At 46.6% G+C, this 19,096-nt stretch carries 13 protein-coding genes; 8 read left to right on the top strand and 5 right to left on the bottom strand.

Translation table 11 applies throughout. The annotated features are described in order from the left end of the window. Nucleotides 1-449: 449 nt before the first annotated feature. Nucleotides 450-824, bottom strand: coding sequence for a desulfoferrodoxin (locus G493_RS0110365; protein ID WP_028580324.1), 375 nt, complete (start codon nt 822-824; stop codon nt 450-452). Nucleotides 825-1,503: 679 nt separating this feature from the next. Between G493_RS0110365 and G493_RS0110355 the strand changes: the two genes are divergently transcribed. Next, on the top strand, nt 1,504-2,187 hold the full coding sequence (locus tag G493_RS0110355; RefSeq protein ID WP_035274180.1) for a metallophosphoesterase: 684 nt from the start codon (nt 1,504-1,506) through the stop codon (nt 2,185-2,187). A gap of 35 nt (nt 2,188-2,222) precedes the next feature. On the opposite strand, the gene G493_RS0110350 is transcribed toward G493_RS0110355, so the two are convergent. Together G493_RS0110350 and G493_RS0110345 are read right to left on the bottom strand one after the other, a co-directional pair. Next, nucleotides 2,223-4,958: a PEP/pyruvate-binding domain-containing protein gene (locus G493_RS0110350; protein WP_028580321.1), complete on the bottom strand. Its 2,736-nt coding sequence runs from the start codon at nt 4,956-4,958 to the stop codon at nt 2,223-2,225. 2 nt (nt 4,959-4,960) lie between these two features. Next, nucleotides 4,961-7,612: a PEP-utilizing enzyme gene (locus G493_RS0110345; protein ID WP_028580320.1), complete on the bottom strand. Its 2,652-nt coding sequence runs from the start codon at nt 7,610-7,612 to the stop codon at nt 4,961-4,963. Nucleotides 7,613-7,935: 323 nt separating this feature from the next. On the opposite strand from G493_RS0110345, the gene G493_RS0110335 reads away from it, so the two are divergent. The 7 genes from G493_RS0110335 (at nt 7,936) to G493_RS0110300 (ending at nt 16,793) form a co-directional block, all read left to right on the top strand. After that, nucleotides 7,936-9,372, top strand: a complete 1,437-nt coding sequence (locus G493_RS0110335) for a sensor histidine kinase (protein ID WP_028580319.1) — start codon at nt 7,936-7,938, stop codon at nt 9,370-9,372. Beyond that, nucleotides 9,359-10,735, top strand: a complete 1,377-nt coding sequence (locus tag G493_RS0110330) for a sigma-54-dependent transcriptional regulator (RefSeq protein ID WP_205623667.1) — start codon at nt 9,359-9,361, stop codon at nt 10,733-10,735. Before G493_RS0110335 ends, G493_RS0110330 begins: the two co-directional genes overlap by 14 nt. Before the next feature lie 634 nt (nt 10,736-11,369). Further along, complete coding sequence (locus G493_RS0110320) at nt 11,370-11,777, top strand: hypothetical protein (RefSeq protein ID WP_028580317.1); 408 nt, start codon at nt 11,370-11,372, stop codon at nt 11,775-11,777. 107 nt (nt 11,778-11,884) lie between these two features. Beyond that, nucleotides 11,885-12,823 carry a sulfite exporter TauE/SafE family protein gene (locus G493_RS0110315; RefSeq protein ID WP_028580316.1) on the top strand — a complete coding sequence of 313 codons (939 nt, stop codon included), beginning with the start codon at nt 11,885-11,887 and terminating at the stop codon, nt 12,821-12,823. Nucleotides 12,824-12,825: 2 nt separating this feature from the next. Next, nucleotides 12,826-13,593 carry a TIGR02186 family protein gene (locus G493_RS0110310; protein WP_028580315.1) on the top strand — a complete coding sequence of 256 codons (768 nt, stop codon included), beginning with the start codon at nt 12,826-12,828 and terminating at the stop codon, nt 13,591-13,593. A gap of 220 nt (nt 13,594-13,813) precedes the next feature. Continuing rightward, entirely contained in the window at nt 13,814-16,414 is a 2,601-nt protein-coding gene (locus tag G493_RS28780; RefSeq protein ID WP_051309207.1) for a PEP/pyruvate-binding domain-containing protein, read from the top strand. Further along, the gene (locus tag G493_RS0110300; protein WP_028580314.1) at nt 16,401-16,793 is read left to right on the top strand and encodes a response regulator; all 393 of its coding nucleotides are present in this window, start codon (nt 16,401-16,403) and stop codon (nt 16,791-16,793) included. The genes G493_RS28780 and G493_RS0110300 overlap by 14 nt, the downstream gene beginning before the upstream one ends. Before the next feature lie 45 nt (nt 16,794-16,838). Here the strand turns inward: G493_RS0110300 and eutC are convergent, their stop codons facing one another. Continuing rightward, on the bottom strand, nt 16,839-17,630 hold the full coding sequence (eutC, locus tag G493_RS0110295; RefSeq protein WP_028580313.1) for an ethanolamine ammonia-lyase subunit EutC: 792 nt from the start codon (nt 17,628-17,630) through the stop codon (nt 16,839-16,841). After that, on the bottom strand, nt 17,627-18,982 hold the full coding sequence (locus G493_RS0110290) for an ethanolamine ammonia-lyase subunit EutB (RefSeq protein ID WP_028580312.1): 1,356 nt from the start codon (nt 18,980-18,982) through the stop codon (nt 17,627-17,629). Before G493_RS0110290 ends, eutC begins: the two co-directional genes overlap by 4 nt. Nucleotides 18,983-19,096 lie beyond the last annotated feature (114 nt).

Raw genomic sequence — 19,096 nt, 5'->3', positions numbered from 1 at the left:
TTCCTTATCATGTAAACTGGTTGCTTTAATTTTTATAAAAAGTACTGTGCTATTAATGTAGCTATCAGATGCAACAGGTGGTTCGTTATGTTATTTCTTTGCAGATTGTGGATCAGCATTTGACAATTTTGTATTGAGTCGCTAAACAGTTTTTACCTGCATATTCCGCTGAAGACGACAGTTACAGCGAATAATCTGAATGCACTTGGCCGATAGGGAAATAACTTTGAATCAGCGCAACAAACACACCCAAAATGGGTGTGTTTGTCACATCATATCAATGCAACTCAGTTACACTGTTTCATTTAGCCCCCAAAAGATATGACTAAAAGGTGCAACGGCCTTTGTCGTTCATCGGCACCTACCTGTTCTCGACTTGGCTGTCGTGCAAAGATAGGCTATGCCTTGGTAGGCAATGTATGCACATATGAAGTGCTGGTCCCGTGGCTCTACGCCTTCCATAATCCGTGCATATTGCAATACTCCCGTGCTGAGACATTGCTTGCCTCAATACAGAAAAGAGCCTCCGGAGTTTCGCCTGGCATAAGAAATTGAAAATAACTTTTATTATCGGCAATCAGTTCTATCCACTCAATGTAATGTTTTTCTTCCATGGGATGAGGGGTGCTGCCAACAGAAACTTTGTACCCGTTCGATACTTTTTCAATAACCGGAACATGTTTTTCAGTGGCGGCATCAACAGTGTTTTCAGATAGCATAACCATATTTTCACCACAACAGACCAAATCGCCGTCACCACCATGAAGAACAGTAACAATGTTACCACATGCTTTACATTTATAAATTTCCGATTGCTTTGCCATGAAACCTCCTAAATAGAATAGTTTAAAAGAAATGCATCTACAAAAAACAGCCATAAAATAAAAAACTGTTTTACAGAGAGACAATCGAAATGGGATAATTCATTTTTTCTGCGACTAGAAACTGTCTATGCAATACTCGATCCAGGAACATGAAGTCTGGCTGATAACCGTTTACCAGCACTACATCTGCATACGATTTAGCTTTCATTCAACGATATAATAGCTTGCCAGCAGGTCCTGTGCGAAGAAGCCTTGATAAGCGGATTCAAGGTTAAAGGGAATGATCAGCGTTATCATTTTCACAGAAGCGTGTTTCCAATAAAGCTGGAAATGTCCTATTATATTGGACGTCACAGCTGGTTAACCACCTGGTTCCTTTCAAACTGTGATTTACAGGATAAGGAGCCGGGACCAGCGGTTAAAGGAACGGAATTTTAGGGTCGCGGAAAATATCAATAGTGTGGCGAAGGTTTGTGGTATGATACGCCATGGATTGGATCTCTCTGTTATGGTAATGTTTTTTTTGAAATTATTTTTTACAGTGGAGAGTCCTTTGGGGCTTATTTGTTTCGATCTATTTGCGGTTTTATGAGACAGCAGAGAGACGGTATTGCATGAGTGAATAAAATTTTAAAGAGTAAGCCTCTCATTATGGAGGTATCCTGTAAGGTTGGCTGCAATGATGGAAAAAGTTTTTTGTATTGGCGATATCCACGGTTGTTTTGATCGATTGAAAGCCCTGTTTGAGCTGTTGCCGGTGGATCGGGAAAGAGATACTCTCGTTTTCCTGGGGGATTATATTAACAGGGGGCCGGATTCTGCAAAAGTTTTGGATTTTCTATTGGAACTGGAACACACCCACGCGCAGGTAGTTTTCCTCAGGGGAAATCATGAACAGGCACTGCTGGAATATGCCGAATCTGCAGATGTGGAATTGCTGCCCAGTCTACGTGTAATGGGCATAGAGGCGACCATTGCGAGTTATGGAGCAGGTATGCATACTTTGCAGAGTCTCTCCTGTTTTCCGGAGAGGCATAAAGCGTTTCTCTCTTCCCTGCTTTTTGCATGGTTTTGGAATGGATATATTTTTACCCATGCTGATATAAGCAATGCATTGATTGAGCGGTATGTGGATGGAGACGAACCTGATGAGGCAAGTCTTCAGCAGGAAGCGTCGTTGCTGTCCAGCAGGAGATTTTGGGAAAGAGAAGAATACAGCAGGGATATAACCGTAGTTTTCGGACATACGCCGTTTCTTTCCCCGCTTGTCAGACCCCGGCAGATCTGTATTGATACCGGCGCAGTGTATGGGAACGTGTTAACCGCCTTGGAACTGCCGACCCGGCGGTTTTATCACGCCTGAATCTCTCTCTGGTGTTTTTTTCAGGAAGTTGACCTCTACTCAAATTCTCTGGTGTTGTATTTTCCCTCCAGAAAAGCGCGGGCAAATATTTCCGGGGACTTTTCGTCGTGCATAACCCCATCCAGAAATCGGCTGTAACCGAAAAGTCTGCCCAGCATAATCAACTGCTTATATACCCTGTCTCTCGATGCTCCCGTTAATGAGGCAGTTATCAGGTCACCGACAACGGTGGTGAAAAAACCGTTTTCTTCAAGAACTTTTTGTAGAAATATTGCCCGTCTATGACCTCGCTCCAACCCAGCTCCGCCTCCTTTGAAACGGAAACGTATGTAATTGGCACGGGTATTTCGGCCACAGATGGCATCGAGCATGGCAAAGTGATATTCAACTTTGGCATTCAGGTTAATGTAATCACGGGCAACCAAGGCATAATTGAATGACCCGGCAGGACGTTTTCCCCGTTTGTCCAGCAATGTACGGGATAAGATACCTGACATTGCTCCGGCATCAGGTGCAGAATGGTATGAAAGGTTTGGTGTCAGGAGCCCTTTGCAAAGTGCCTGGAGCGGAATGCAGAGAATATCGTTCAGGTCGAGAGGTTTGTGTAGAGCTAACTGTTTACGTAAAAAACTTTCATGGGAACGCCGAATACCTCCCCCAACGTCTATGAGCAGAAAGGAAATGGGGACCCCGATATCCAGCTGGCGCAACAGGCTGCCTGCAAAATCCATGATCGCATCCCCTGTGGAAAACATGGCAAGGACAGCCATTTCATGTGCATAACGGATGATATCATGGATAGATCGGCATTCGAGGATGGAGAATGTTGAGCCATACGCGTCGGTGAGGTTAAGGGGGAGCAGAAGCTTGCGTAATGCTTCCCGTTCAGCAGCAATGGTACCTGAACGAAATTTGGTGAGCGGATCAGCTGTTGCCGGACTGGTTTTGTTTTTTTGTTGATCGTTAAATGCTTTTATTGCAGCCGACGAGACCACTTCCGAGGCTGTAAACACCGAGCCATTATCAGCGTCCAGGATAATCCATTGCCCGTCTGTGAGAGTGGTTAATGCTTCCTGACAGTCTGTCAGCATGGGCATGCCCAACTCTCTGGCAATACAAGAGAGGTGGTCTGTGGGATTGCCTGTATCAATGATGGCTCCTCGGCACAGGGGCAGCAGATTCGAGGCTTCGACAATGCTCTGGGGAAGAACAACAATGGTTGGTAGGCTACGGAGTTTAGATTGTTCTGAACCCAAGGCAATAAGATCGTTTATGGAGTGGGCTTTCCGGACGCAGCCAACGACTTTACCCGATGAAGCGCATATACCTTGTAGAAGCCGATCAGTTGTGTCGTGTTGAGGTTTGCGGCCTGATTTTGCCGCCAGCCGGAGTGGACGTGCCTGGAGCAGAGATAAACCATGTTCCGCCGAGTATGCCCATTCGATATCCTGGGGCATGCCCCACAGGTTTTCCAGAAGCATGCCAAAGTACATCAGGCGAGCAATAACCCAGGAGTTGAGGAGCGGCATATTGCCTCTAAGTGGGTCAACCTGTTCTATGCGTGTGCCTCCATCAGGCAGGGGGATTTCCCGCATGGTTTTTGTATTGATCTGAGAACCATCCAGAAGCATGTCTGCCTGCCTTGAAGTCTTGGGACCTATCTGGCAGGAGAATTCATCTTCCATTCCAGGTAATGCGCCTTCCATTGCTGAACGGGGAGGGCGATACAGGTCAGCTGGAGACGTCCCCCCCACAGCCAGAGTGCCGAGACCGGGAACCGCACTGATTAACATTCTGCCATTCTCCGGTTCCACAGCATCTACCGTAAAAAGGACGCCTGCACAGTCCACCGGAGCCATAATTTGACAAAGAACAGCGAGATCAAAGTCCAGAGGGGGGAGCCCTGCATTCAGTCTGTAAGAAATAGCGCGTGCACTGAAACCGCTTGCTATAACTTCTTTGAACGCCACAAACAGGGAGGGAACTCCCACAACATTCAATACAGAGGAAAATTGTCCCGCAAAGGAGTATTCAACACCGTCCTCAGCTACGCCGCTGCTACGGACCGAAATCGGCAGAGATGCCTCCGGATCGCCAAGCCCCTGTTTTGCCAGGAGCTGATACTGGTTTTCCAGCGATCTGGCCAGTTCATCCGGGAGTGGCGCATCCATTATTTTGGTGGTGATCCGGTTCGCTCCTCTGTTCAGTTCCAGTCGCCCCTGGGTAATGTCACGTAAGATGCGCTGAATATCAGCCGCCAGTGTTCCCATTTTTAAAAATCTTTTGGTTGCATACACTGTACATATGAAACCGTCAGGAACAGGCAGAGCCAGACGTTTGAGCCTTGCAATGTTTGCTGCTTTTTTTCCTGCCAGACGTTCCCCATTTCTTGGAAGTTGACTTAAGGGGATACAGAAATCACGAGCATCCTCATCTTTAATGGTGTCCTGGATGGCAAAGATCTGTTCGCTCATACGACCATGGAAGCCATATAACTGGACATGCCCATAGTTGGAGAGAATATTCAATCCATCAACCAGTTCCGTGGTCACGCTGATCAGATCTGCTACCAGTTTTTTAATTTCATCACTGTCCCCTCGAATCAGCAGGGAATCCAGTTTGGCAAGGAGTTCCAGGGCGGTGCCGTTATTCTCAAGGAAGATCCTGAATGCATGGTAACGGGCCTTGAGTTCTTCAAGGGCTATGGCTTCCTGTTCCTGCTGCCGGGATTGAAGTTTTTCCAGAAAGGAGGTGACCAAAGGAATATTCATGGTTATTTCCCTCCTGACATGGAGAATTCTTCTGCTTTATTAATGGAAGATGAATGGGAATCCTCGGTTGATGATTTTTTTCCATAGGGCAGCAGAAATGTTGCTGCAAAGTTGCGGAAAAATTGTTCGCTTTGCCGTTGGTTATCCAGCAGTATGTCCTGCTGTCGTGTACATGTTGTTAATGCCCCTAATACAAAAATGGCACGGCGCAGAGTGTCCTGATGTTCAAATTTTATCCTGCCGACAACAAGATCTCCGTTGAGTTCCACCTTGAAATCCATGGTGGCCAGCACATCTGCTATGAATTGAGCCCGTCTTTCCCGTTTAGCTGCTTCAGCCATACCCCCAATAAACCGAAAATAGATGTAATTTTTATTTCGGTCAGCTGAAAAATGTGCATCTATAACACTGAAATGATATCCCAGCCTTAAGCTGAGATTCATATATTTGCGGCCGATAATTGCCAGATTCCCGGTGAGTAATTCCGGCTGGCTGTTCATTTGGGACAGGGTTTTCGGGATAGCGTTCAAGATATTCCGTACTCCCAGGGATGGAGTCTCATTACCGCCTGCCAAGGGATGGAGTAACCCGTCCAGGAAGACTGCAAACGGTATGGAGCTGATATCGGCAAGGGTGATCTCCTGGTTGGTGGTCGCATGGAGCCCGTTTCCAATATCCAGGAGATTGATATCCATAGCGATTGGGAGTCGCAGTTGGGAATTTTTCAGCCCATGCAGTTCAGGACGACGTTCCTGGAAATGGGCAAGTTCATCAACCGCTGCCTCATGGCAGTAATGGATGATATCATGATAGGTGCGGCATTGTTGCGCGGAAAAATCAGGAGATTCTGTGTCGACAAGGTTCAGAGGGCTGATAAAACGCAATAACCGTCGGAGGATACGGTATTCTGTATCAACCGGCGAGAATGCCATCTCGCTGTTTCCCAGTTGAACCAGACTTTTAACAACCCCCTTGAAGACACAGCGCATACCACTGTCAAGGGTGATCTCCTGCCCAGGGTGCAGATCGTTGACAATCCCAGGTATACCGAAAAGTGCCGGCAGGTTGAGTTCTCTGGCAACCGTGGCCAGATGGCCGATGGTTTTACCCTGTTCCGTCAGAAGGGCAGAGGCTCTGTGGAGAAATGGTGTCAATTGCGGGGTAGCTGCCGGAGCCACGGCTATGGCGCCTAGAGGAAAATCTTCCGGGTTCATCTGATCTGTTATATGGACCACAATGCCTGCCGCCACTCCGGATTGGACAACTCTGCCTCCTTCAGCAAGGATAACCGCATTGTCCATTTCTTCGGATAGCTCTGCGGCGGTGGGTTCTTCCGGTTTTTCCAGAAAAGGAAAGAGCCTGGTGATAATGAAATCTCCATTAAGCGTCAATTCCCATTGAACGGTAACCGGCACGCCCATAATGCGCTCCAGGGTCATTGCTGTTTCCGCCAGAGCTGTCAACTCTGCAGGTTTGAGAAGAGATGAACCTCGCATGAACCTGCCGTCTTCAAGCCTCCGGTCAGCCTGTTCTTCACCCGGGAATTGATAAGAGACGGGTTTTATAGAGAGGTTTGATGAGATGATGTTAAAAGGAAAAAGACGTTTAAGCCAATATCGGTCCCTGGTATTCTGCTGTTGTGACGGGTGGGCTGTTATGCGTAACAGTGGAACCGGACCGGTCAGCCGGGTTCTGGTGGTAACTGTTCCAGAAAGTAAAGGAGGCAAGGCTCGCCGAATAAAAAGGGCAAAGGTGGGCTCAACGGAATCTGCAGTTTTGTGAAGTCTTGAGTGTACAACGCGTGAAACTCGTTGAATACCATTGAGATACTTCTCCAGGGTGGTGGCTCCTTGGGTGCGCTCATCGGGGATAACCTGGAAATTCTTTTGTTCAGTTTGCTCCAGTGGGGTATGGCCTGAAGAAATTTCTGAAAGGGTTTCTCTTAGAACGATATCTGCCCCATCCTCTGTAGGTGTGAGGGAAAATTCTCCGAGATCTCTTGTCTCTCCCACATCCTCGTCTATCTGGCTGGAGGTTACGACAAGGGGATTGCTCTTGTTTTTTTTTGGGTGGTCCTGCAAGAATGTTGAGAGGGCATCAGCCACTTTTTGTCGGCTGATTTCCGGTCCATTGCTTACGTATTCCGGCTGTCCGGCAAGGGAAGTCGCCGCACCGCTGGTAAGTACAATTCCAGTTGCCGCCTGGATGCCCTGGTGATGCTGCAGTTCCGCCAGGCAGATAAGGTTGATGCCCACCAGAGGCTCAAGTTCCCAGCTTAAGGTATGCAGAGGCATGACAGGCGGGCAATACAGAGCCTTGTAATTGCCTACCAGTATATCATCCAGGATACTTCTGATTTCCTGGTATTTGTCGTATATAGGTATGTGAGCGTTTTCAGTAAGGGCGTTCAGGCTGTAGGTTACATGATGAACATGGGAGGAAATCGTTCGTACCGATTCTTCCAGATAATTTTTGTCAAAAACATATTCTCCTCCAAGAGTCCTATCCATTTCAGCAATGGTTTCAAAGACGATGGTGTTAAGTTCGAGAATTTTTCTGAAATTATTAAAAATCGCTCGAATGCGATAAATGTCAGTGCTTTTGGGGTGCTCTGTTGTTATCTGCTCTATTGCTCGGTTTTTTCGCCACCACATGGCTCTGTGTATTCCTCTTCACGCACAACATTGGTCTGTATGCTGGTTGGATCAATCATGGAAGCATACCACTAAGCAGTGCTTCATGCGATGCCTTTGAAGAAATATCAGGAGAAGGCTCCGTGGCCATATTCTTCGTCACAAGAAAAACCTCACAGTGAATTTTCCGATGTGGTATCGTCTGCCTCTGTACAGAACATGTGGATTTTACAGATTGTTGGCAAGGAGCTCTCCTGAATCTGTTATGGTTTGCAGCCTGATATCTAAAAATATCCGGTGAACCCAATACTCCTGCTCAAGTAATATGAAATTATAATGGCAAGATGATGGAAGGATTACGCAAAAAATTAATAGTGGTATGTGGGCTGGCAGCAATCTCTCTGGTGATTCAACTCGCTGCCTATATCTATGGCACTTACGAGTTTCAGGACGATTTCACCAATCTTCAGGAGATTCATACTTTTATGGAAAATGTCCTGGAGCTTCGGCGTTATGAGAAGAATTTCGTCTACGAGATCGCCCCAGGCGATCTGAATGAAATGCTGGTGTTTATAGATAAACTGCAAACAGGTCTGGAAAGTGTACGCCAATCTTCGGTGGTAGGAAAATACGAAGATGATATAGATCAATTTCAAAAATACTTATCCACTTATAAGCAGTATACTCTGGACGCAAAAAACGGACATGAGGTTGATCCTGATATCATGCGAGAGTATGGGCAAAAACTGCTTCTTTTTTCCAAAAAAGTACTGGCCCAGAATCAGGTTTATATACATAGAAGTTTAAAAAAGATACTGGTTGTCCCTGCCACGGTCATGTTTCTTTTCAGTGGAGGTTTGATTGTTGCACTGTTGTTTCTGACAATTGCGACCCTGAAACAGATTAAATTTGTGACCAGCACCACCCGACGGATTGCCCAGGGTGATTTTCGACCGGTCAGTCCCTCTGAAACCGGATACCATACATACCCGATGATTATCAAGGCCTTTAATCGAATGATTAAAGAGCTTGATTATCGTCATGAACAAATTGTTCAATCAAGAAAATTGGCCGCTGTCGGCATCCTTGCCTCGGGTATAGCCCATGAGGTGAACAATCCATTGAATAATATCTCGTTGACCGCAGAAGCCCTCTTGGAGGAGAAAGGGCTTTTGAGCCCAGAGGACGAGAAAGAGATGATTCTTGATATCATCAGCGAGGTGAGCCGTGCGAGCAAGGTTGTCAATAATCTGCTCGATTTTTCCAGAGCCCATGGGAAGATGTTTTTTGAACAGGTTGAAGTGACGACCATATTGAGAACCACGCTGAAATTAATCCGAAATCAGATCATGATCGCCAAAGTGACCCTGAAGACTGTATTTCCAGACCAGGAGTGCTGGATCAAGGGAGATGTTGACAGCCTTAAACAGGTTTTTATCAATCTCTGTCTTAATGCTATCCAGGCCATGCCCAGTGGCGGCACACTTTCCCTGTCCGTTGTTGACCGCCAAGAGGATATGGTAACCATTGAGGTGGAAGATACAGGAGCTGGCATGTCTCCCGAGGTGATTGAAAAAATCTTCGTACCGTTCTATACGACGAAAAGCACCGGTCAGGGAACTGGGCTGGGCTTGTCTGTGGTTTATGGGATTGTTCAAAAACACAGGGGGTTTATTGAAGTGAGTTCAAATGTGGAACAAGGTACAACCTTTGCCGTAAGCTTTCCTCGTCTACCTCAATCAGAGAGTGAGGAAAAAGAGAGCATAAATGATGCAGCATAACAGGAGAGAACGCATAACCACGATTGTTGCAGATGATGATCTGATCTTCTGCAAGCAGGTTCAACGGATTCTTCAACAGGTGGTGGATCGTCTTTTCGTCTGCCATACTGGTCAGGAAGTATTTGAAACGGTCACCCATCATACAGTGGACATTGTTTTGCTTGATCTGCAGTTGCCGGACATGGATGGGTTGAAAATTCTTGACGCGTTGAAAAGAACGACTCCTGACATTGAGGTCATTATTATAACAGGACATTCCAGTATCGATTCGGCGGTAGATGCCATCAGAACTGGTGCCTGCCACTATTTGCGGAAGCCCGTTAAACGCCATGATTTGCTATTGGCTGTCCAGGCTATCCAGGAGAAGGTTCTTCTCAAGCGTGAAAACGACTGGCTTCGTCAGCAATTGGAATGCAGTGAAGGCGATTGTGGTATCCTTGGACAGTCTCCACCAATGGAGACGTTGATCGCAACCATTAAAACAATTGCGCCCTTAGACTGCAATGTCTTGATTCAAGGAGAAACCGGCACCGGAAAACAGCTGGTTGCCAAAGCCGTACATCAGTTGAGTCACCGAAACGAGCAACCTTTTATTGCATTTAATTGTGGCGCCTTTGCCGAGGAACTGGTGGCAAATGAGCTTTTTGGCCATGAAAAAGGTGCATATACCGGAGCAACTACGAATAAAATCGGGCTGCTTGAGGCTGGGAACAACGGCACTGTATTTCTGGATGAGATAGGAGAGATGGACCTTTCCATGCAAGTCAAGCTTCTGCATGTGTTGGAAGAAAAAAGGATTTTGCGGATAGGCGGCACCACTCCTGTGGATTTGAATATCAGAATTATTGCGGCTACAAATCGTGATCTTAAAGAAATGGTCAGTCAGGGTACATTCAGGGAAGATCTGTTTTTTCGTTTGAATGTTGTGGTGCTGGAACTTCCTGCGCTGAGCGATAGAAAAGAAGATCTTCCACTGCTGATCAGCCATTTTCTTGCGAAATATAATAGAAAATTTAATAAGGCTGTTCAGAAGATTTCACAGAATGCCATGGAAATACTGGCCCATTATGATTACCCCGGTAACATTCGAGAACTTGAAAATATTATTCAACGGGCTGTGGCTCTTGGTGCAGGGGATACAGTTGAGGTGGAGCATTTGCCCCTGGATATTCAACATTGTAGTTTTGAAACAGCCGATAGCCAAATACTGAAATCGCTTGCTGAAGTAGAAAAAGAGCATATTTCCAGGGTATTGCGTTTTACAAGGGGTGACAGGAAAATGGCGGCAGCCATCCTGGGGTTACCTCGCACAACCTTGTGGAGAAGGATCAAGCAGCACAAGTTAGATGATGAAGACAATTAGATTGCATCTTTAGTGCCTGTAAAAGTATTGCATCCAGGGATGGTAGGTTATAACCGTAATACATTATATTGAGGTTTTTGGTTTCATTTTGAAACAAGAGCTCAAATTCTTCGCAGTTACGTTCTTCAGGGCTATAGAGATGCTACTTCTGAAAAGAGATTTCCTCGTCCATTTATACCGGCATCTTGCTCTATTTCCCCACGGAAGATCAGTTATCTTGATAGTGCCCTATACAAACCAACAGGAACAACGAAAGATATCTTTTGTTTCTGATAGACTTTTTGATATGCTCATTTTCTTATAGCGTCAGAGTGTTTTATTCTTACCTATGTTTCAAAATGAACAGCTGCACCCATGTTCTTCTCTCCTGTGATATCTGGCTGGTTATGAAACCAAAGTAACAGCCATCTGTTGTATTTTTCTCGCATCAAGGCACCCTGTGGTGCTGTTTCTTTTTTCCAGCTTCACCCGAGCTTCAGGAAGATTATGATACTTCATTTTCCTGCATGCTTTTTCTGTTTCAAATTGAAACGCGTATTACTTCTTATTCCTCTTTTCCTACCCTTGTTTTTCTTTAAAACCATATAAAAACAGTAGTTTAATTGAAAGGCACGTTTTGTGCTATGAAAGAAATATGGAAAAAATTTTAGTGCCTGTAGTCGCAGGCGAAAAGAATATCTGGGCGGTCATCCATGGGTTGCAACTTGCCAGACGTGTTCAGGGAACCGTAACGATCCTTGAGATTGATGTATCTGGTGAGCAGGAACAGGCTTCAGCCCGCATTCCTCCTATTAATCGAAATATCATACATCAGCGTTGGAGAGAGCAGGCAGAACAAAAGGAGGTCAGCTATGAATACGTACAGGTAAAAGGATCCTTTTGCAGAGAGATCCGTCGATTTTGTTATCGCAATTCTCATTCGACACTGATTCTTGAAATGTCGGTTAATGGGAAAAAAACGACACCCGAAGCCATGCTGAAAATGGCTCGAACTCTGCAAACTGAAAAAATTTGCAAGGTGGAACTGCTCATGAACTCGTGAAGGGAGCAGCCCTTTCACCAGGAAAGCAACCGATCCACTCTTGAAAAGGAGATCGTTACGAGTGTATTGCATTTTGCTTGAGAAATTCAACCAGAGGAATCTATTCAATGTTTCACATGTATCTTCCCATTGCAGGGAACAGCGTTAATATTGCTGTCATTCTGGGGTTAGGTGGCGTAGTTGGGCTGCTCTCCGGAATTTTTGGAGTAGGCGGAGGGTTTTTAATGACTCCCTTGCTGATTATGTTTGGTATTCCACCAACGGTTGCTGCGGCATCGGATTCCAATCAGATAGTGGGGGCCTCAACTTCAGGAACCCTGGCACATTATCGATTTGGCAATGTGGATATGAAAATGGGTTTCCTGCTGCTGATTGGCGGAATTGGTGGCGGCGCCATTGGGGTTCAGCTCATCAAAATCCTTCGGGCAATGGGAAATGCGGACTTTTTGATCAATATCACCTACGTTATCATGCTCGGTGGTGTTGGTGGTTATATGTTTGTGGAAAGCCTGCAGTCTTTGAAAAAAGATAAAGATGACCCCGCAGCTGCCGTAGCTGTCTCTGTTGAAAAGAAGCCTTCGGCAATTGGAACAATGATGGCTGGTTTGCCCTTTCAGACCGAGTTTACAAAATCAGGGGTAACCATGTCAGCGTTGACGCCATTGGTTCTGGGTGCTTTTGTAGGGGTTCTGGCAGCTATTATGGGTGTTGGCGGGGGCTTTATTATGGTTCCGGTCATGGTGTATCTGTTGCGGATGCCTATGCATGTTGTCGTAGGTACCAGCCTTTTTCAAATTCTCTTTACCTGTATCAATGTTACTGTGATGCAGGCGCAGACCAACCACACTGTAGATTTTGTTCTTGCCTTGCTTCTCTTGCTCGGTTCAACCATTGGGGCGCAATTCGGGACAAGGATCAGTAGAAAGCTGAAGGGCGATCAGTTGAAAATCATCCTGGCATGTCTTGTTCTGCTGGTCATGGTGAAAATGTTGTTCAGTTTACTGATGGAGCCATCGGTAGTACTGTCCTATGCTGGAGGCCACTGACCATGAAGATGAAAATATGCATGATTCTGCTGATGGGCCTGCTTATGTTTTTTTCTTCCCAGGCCATGGCAATTCAGATTTCTCCTGAACAGGTTAATATTACCGCCACCTACAACGGGCAAGATGTTGTAGTAAAGGGTGCTTTGCAAAAGGATGAACAGGCTGTCGTTCAGATTATTGGTAATGGGGCAGAGGTGGAATTAAAGCAACAGGGGAAGGTCGGTGGGTTTTTATGGATGACTGTGGGCCATATTTCCATCGCTAACGCACCAAGTGCTTACCTGCTGTGTCTGCCTGAATCCATTAATACGTGGCGGGAAAATCAGGATCCTCGATGGAAAACACTGAACCTGGGATTTTCATCCCTCTTGCCACAGGTGGATATTGAACCGAAGCCTTCCAATAAGGAAGAGGTCTTCAGGAATTTTGTTGAACTCAAACAAAGTGACTCTCTTTACAGCATCATTGCAGATGGCATGCAATATAGCGACAATGCTGAAGGTGGCAAAGAGTTTTCGGCAACAATTCATATTCCAGCCAAAATGCCTGTGGCCGAGTACACTGTCAAGATGCTTCGTGTGAATAAGGATGGAGCCATTGACGGCCAGGAGACTGCTCGACTGCAGCTCGTGGAGACGGGTTTTCCGAAATTTATCAGCTCCATGGCTTTCAACAGAGGGTTGCTGTATGGCGTACTTTCCGTTGGTATAGCGATTATGGCAGGTCTGTTTATGGGGATAGTATTCAAGGATAGAGGAGGAGCCCATTAATCCTCATTTCCCATGATTTTTTTTTAAAATGGCAACTCCTTACAGGAAATTCGAATAAAATTATAAATCTTCTGTAGTTATAAGTGCTTGCAAGTCGTCTGAGGTTCTGGCAATCAACCTGGACTACGTATTGGATCATACGTAAGCCAGGTTGATTGCGGAAAGATCATGTGAACTGTGAACAGTTATCTCAGGTCGTATATGGGAAGAGAGCAAAAGAATGAAATACACAACAGGCCTGCAGCGTTTCTGGAACAAATTACAGTTTATGGAGCGGCGTTCCACCCTGCCTTTTCCCCATACGTTTGAGCATTTTCGCAAATTGATCAAAGAAAATAACCGTGCACTCGAAATCATGGCTGATATGGGAGCAAAAATGGGCGGAGAGTTTGTTTTTGACCGCACCTATATTGCCTCAAGTACTGAAAAGGTTGCCGAATCTGTTTATACAATGATCTATCATCTCGACTGTATGGTTCCGGGTAAGTTTCATTCCCTCTTTCCAGTCTATAACAGGATACGAGCGGATCTTGACAGTGAGTTAAGTGGGGAATTGGTGATTCCGGAAGGCGATGATATCATTGGGTATGAACATATCGATGATACCCTGGCAACACTTGTCGGCGGCAAGAATGGAAACCTTGGAGTGCTCACTAGCCTCTTCGATATCCGTGTGCCCCGCGGTTTTGCTATTACAACCCATTGTTTTGATAAGCTTCTTCGCCAGGGTGAAAATGGTGAACGGGTACGGAATATTTTGCAGCAGTGGGAAGAGGGCAGACCTACCGTTGATGCTTCCCGGGAACTGGAGCAATTTATTTGTGGCGTGACCCTCCCCAGATCCATTAGTAAAAGTATCTCCAGGGCAGTTGCGGCTATTTCCTCACATTCCCACCGGAAAGAGGATTTGCGGTTTGTCGTTCGTTCCAGTGCCATCGGTGAGGATAGTGAGCATTCTTTTGCAGGGCAATATGAAAGCCTGCTTAATGTCACACCTTCAGAAGTATGTGACGCCTACCTGCAGGTTGTGGCCAGTCTGTATTCACCTCGTGCCATGGAATACCGCAGGCGGAACAATATCCGTGAGTCAGAGGCTGTCATGGCCGTTGGCGTACAGGAGATGATAGCAGCGCGTGTCAGTGGCGTTGTATACTCCCTCAATGCGTTTGAACCCAAGAAGGATCAATTGCTTATAGCCTCTACCTTTGGTCTTGGAGCCGATCTTGTGGGAGGAAAACAGCCAGCTGACCAATTCCATGTCTCACGAAAACCACCGTATGAGATTGTTGGCATGGACCTTGTTCATAAGAGTACAATCATCAAGAGACGTAAAAACGGTAACGGCGTAAGAACGCTCGCTCTCAATTCGCGGCTGCGTGATCGTCCCAGCCTTCAGGTAGCAGAGATACGGAAAATTGTCGATACAGCCATGCGGTTGGAAAAGTACTTTCGTCACCCACAGGATATTGAATTCGCCATTGATGAAAATAACAGCCTGGTTATTTTGCAAAGCCGTCTATTGAACATTGAGCAGAGCGCTCCCACGTTAATTTGTGATTTTTCAGAACTGGGCGAGGGGTTCCCTTTGTTACTCGATGGGGTCGGAGATGTGGTCCATGAAGGTGTGGGCATCGGGATTGTACATAATGTCCGTTCAGAGGAGGAACTGGACGTTACTCCCCAGGGGGCGATTCTGGTAGCCCATTTTTCTTCACCGAGCTTTGCCAGGGTGCTGCAACGCGTGAACGGAGTGATTACAGATATCGGCTCTCCCATCGGCCACCTTTCGACCATTGCCAGGGAATATCGAATTCCCATGCTTATAAATACCCAACAGGCTACCAAGATTCTGAAAACAGGTATGGAAATTACCCTGGACGCCAAGGAACGAAGGGTCTACGGAGGGTTGCTCTCTGAATTGTGTTACTATCAATTTGTGGAGGAGCCATTCGAGCAAACCTATGAGTTTCGTGTCCTGCGCAGATTATTAAAGAAAATCAATCCGCTTACCCTGGTCGACCCCGCTGCCTCGTCATTTAAGCCTGAATCCTGCAAGACATTGCACGATCTTATCCGTTTTGTGCATGAAAAATCAGTTGAAGTGCTTGTTGAAAGTAATTTTGCCAATGACGGTTTTTTAAAGACACATTCAAGAACGTTACAGCTGGATATTCCCCTTGATCTGACAGTTATTGATTTTGGTTTATGCCGCGGGAAAGGCTGTTCAGGGCCATTGACGCTGGAGAGCGTGAAAAGTGCTCCTCTCCAGGCTTTTGCAAAGGGAATGTGTATCGAGGGATTATGGGAGAGAACCCCGGTGGAAGTTGATATGAAGAGTTTTATGTCTAGCATGACAAAAACGTTTACCACCAACGCGGCTGATCCTCGCTTTGTGGGACAGAACCTGGCTGTCACCGCTGGAGATTATATGAATGTGAGCCTGAGATTGGGGTATCATTTTTCTATGATCGACAGTATCTGTTCGGAGAGAGCAATGGAAAATTACGTGTATTTTAGATTCTTCGGCGGTGTGACTGATCCCAAAAGACGATCACGTCGCGGACGCATGATCAGGCAGATACTGATAGCCCACGATTTCATGGTGGCCAGTAAAGGTGATTTGGTCGTCGGACGTATAAAAGGCGCTTCTCTGCATGCTACCCTGGAAAAAATAGGTATCCTCGGAGCATTGGTCAGCTTTACCAGGCAGCTGGATGTGAAACTGGTTAACGAGGCACTGGTGAGTCAGTATGTTGAGCGGTTTGCACAAATCAAGGCGCAGTCTAGCCCGGCAGAGGAGGTAGCATATGGAAAGCAATGAACAGTTGCGGATTCTGGTACTTGACGATGAACCCATTGTGACCAAACGTCTCAAGCCGATTCTCATGCAAAAAGGATATTATGTTGAAACTTTTGTGAAAAGCAGCGAAGCGCTGGAAAGGTTTCGTACACATCCCTTTGATCTGGTTATCACCGATCTCAAGATGGAAGGCATAGATGGGATGGAGTTTCTCTCTGAGGTGAAAGATATGAAGCCGGAAACCGAGGTTATCGTCATAACGGGTTTTGCTACCATGGAGACAGCGAAAGAATCCTTTCGTAAAGGTGTTCTGGATTTCCTTGCCAAACCGTTTACCTTTGGAGAGCTCTTGGCTGCTGTTGCAAAGGCCGAAGAGCGAAGAGGCATTGGAGGAGCATAGCTTCCGGCATACCCCTCCAAATAACTCGAAGCAAGATTCGCAGGTTCAGATTACCTTGGATTGAAAAGAGAGCAATGGTATATAGTCACTGTTCATCCGGTCTTTGAGAGCAACTCCTGAGTGTTTTAAAGTAAAAGCCTCTTCAACCAGGTAGGCTATTTTTCGTACAGCTTCCCCGGTTGACATGCCTCCTTTCCTGATATTGGAGATACAGTTTCTCGATTCATCGGTAAGTCCCGGCAATGGTGCATAGGTGAGATACGCACCAAGGGAGTTGGGAGAACTGAGACCGGGACGCTCTCCAATGAGAAGAACAACCATTCTGGCCTGCAGCAGGTGGCCTATCTGGTCGCCTATGGCTACACGACCATTGGTGACCATACAGACCGGAGAGGCTGTTAAGGTTGACTGACGAACAATGTTGAGAAAATGTATGGTCACGTCAAGGGCGCTCTCGTGGATGGCAGGAGCGGATAGACCATCACAGATAACAACGCAGATATCATAGCCAGTCTGTTCATGTGTGAGGAGATCAACAGAATTCTGGCTTAAACTCCTGCCTTTGTCCGGTCGGGTCAAGTATTCGCTGCGATCCTGAACACTTGAGTGCAGAACCAGAGGTGTAAATCCGTTTTGCTGTAGTTTGCTGGCCATAGCCTCCGTCTGCACAGGTTGATGGACAGCATCCCGCGCTTGAGCATGGGAGAGTTTGAACTTCAAGACTTCTTCCGTCGGCATACTGGTGCCACACCGGCCAAGTCCGATGCGCGCATCGGTGAACTGTTGTAATTTTGCCCACGGATCACTGACTATATAGGGTTTACTGCTCTGGTTCATGATATTTTTTTTGCTGAGAGTTCAAGGAGTCTGTTGGATTTCAGAATGGGTTGCAGGCTCCCGGTCTTTGAGTGGATGGACATGGACTGCAGCCAGTTTTCAAATTCAGGTGCTGCGCGCAATCCCAGGAGCTTGCGTATGTAGGCGGCATCGTGAAAGGAGGTGGACTGGTAATTGAGCATGATATCGTCAGCACCCGGAACACCCATGATGAACGTGCATCCTGCTGTTCCGAGCAGGGTGAGCAAGGTGTCCATGTCGTCCTGATCTGCCTCGGCGTGGTTGGTATAGCAGATATCAACTCCCATGGGCAGCCCGAGAAGTTTGCCGCAGAAGTGGTCCTCCAGACCTGCCCGCTGGATCTGTTTACCGTCATAGAGATACTCCGGTCCGATAAATCCCACCACTGTATTGACCAGCAGGGGACTGAATTTCCTGGCAACTGCATAAGCCCGTGCCTCAAGAGTCTGTTGATCTACTCCGTGATGGGCATTCGCAGATAATGCACTTCCCTGGCCGGTTTCAAAATACATGACATTGGTGCCAACCGTGCCGCGATTGAGTGCCAGGGTGGCCTCGTGGGCCTGTTGCAGAAGGGCCAGGTTAATGCCGAAGCCGGTATTTGCCTTCTGGGTACCGGCGATGGATTGAAAACAGAGATCAACAGGTGCACCTCTTTCTATGGCTTCTAAAGTGGTGGTCACATGGGTTAGTACACAGCTTTGAGTGGGGATAGAGTAGTTCTCTATCAGGTCGCTGAGCATGTGAAGCAGGTTGCAGATATTGTCTATGTTGTCTGTGGCAGGGTTAATGCCGATTACGGCATCTCCGCATCCGTAACACAGGCCATCAAGGGTGGATGCAGCAATCCCAGTGAGATCGTCGGTGGGGTGGTTGGGCTGCAGGCGTACTGAAAATGTACCCGGTGTTCCTATGGTATTCCGAAATTTCGTTGTTATTCTGCATTTCGATGCCACCAGAATAAGGTCCTGCAGCCGCATCAGCTTGGACACCGCAGCAGCCATTTCGGGAGTAATGGCAGGGGCAAGCTTTGCAAGCGTTACACTGTCGGCCACATCGGAAAGCAGCCAGTTTCGAAAGTCACCCACCGTAAGACTGCTAATAGGGGCAAAGGCTTCCTGGTCATGTTCATCCAGAATCAGGCGGGTAACCTCGTCTTCTTCATACGGGATAACCGGTTCTTCAAGAAATCTTTTGAGCGGTACTTCTGCAAGCGTCATTTGCGCCCGGACACGTTTTTCTTCGTTTTCCGCAGCAATGCCAGCAAGTACATCGCCGGATCGTAAGGGGGAGGCCAAAGCAAGGAGTTTTTTCAGTGATGTGTGTTTCATTACAACATGGATGATTTGAGATGGGTTTAGAACAATTTTGTGCTGTATAGTTATGTTTTATTTCAAAAATGGAATTTTTTCTGCGTAATTGTTGGGTTGCGTGTTAATGGATGT

Source organism: Desulfogranum japonicum DSM 18378 (assembly GCF_000429945.1).
GTDB lineage: Bacteria > Desulfobacterota > Desulfobulbia > Desulfobulbales > Desulfobulbaceae > Desulfogranum > Desulfogranum japonicum.
This window is presented reverse-complemented; position numbering and strand designations above follow the sequence as displayed.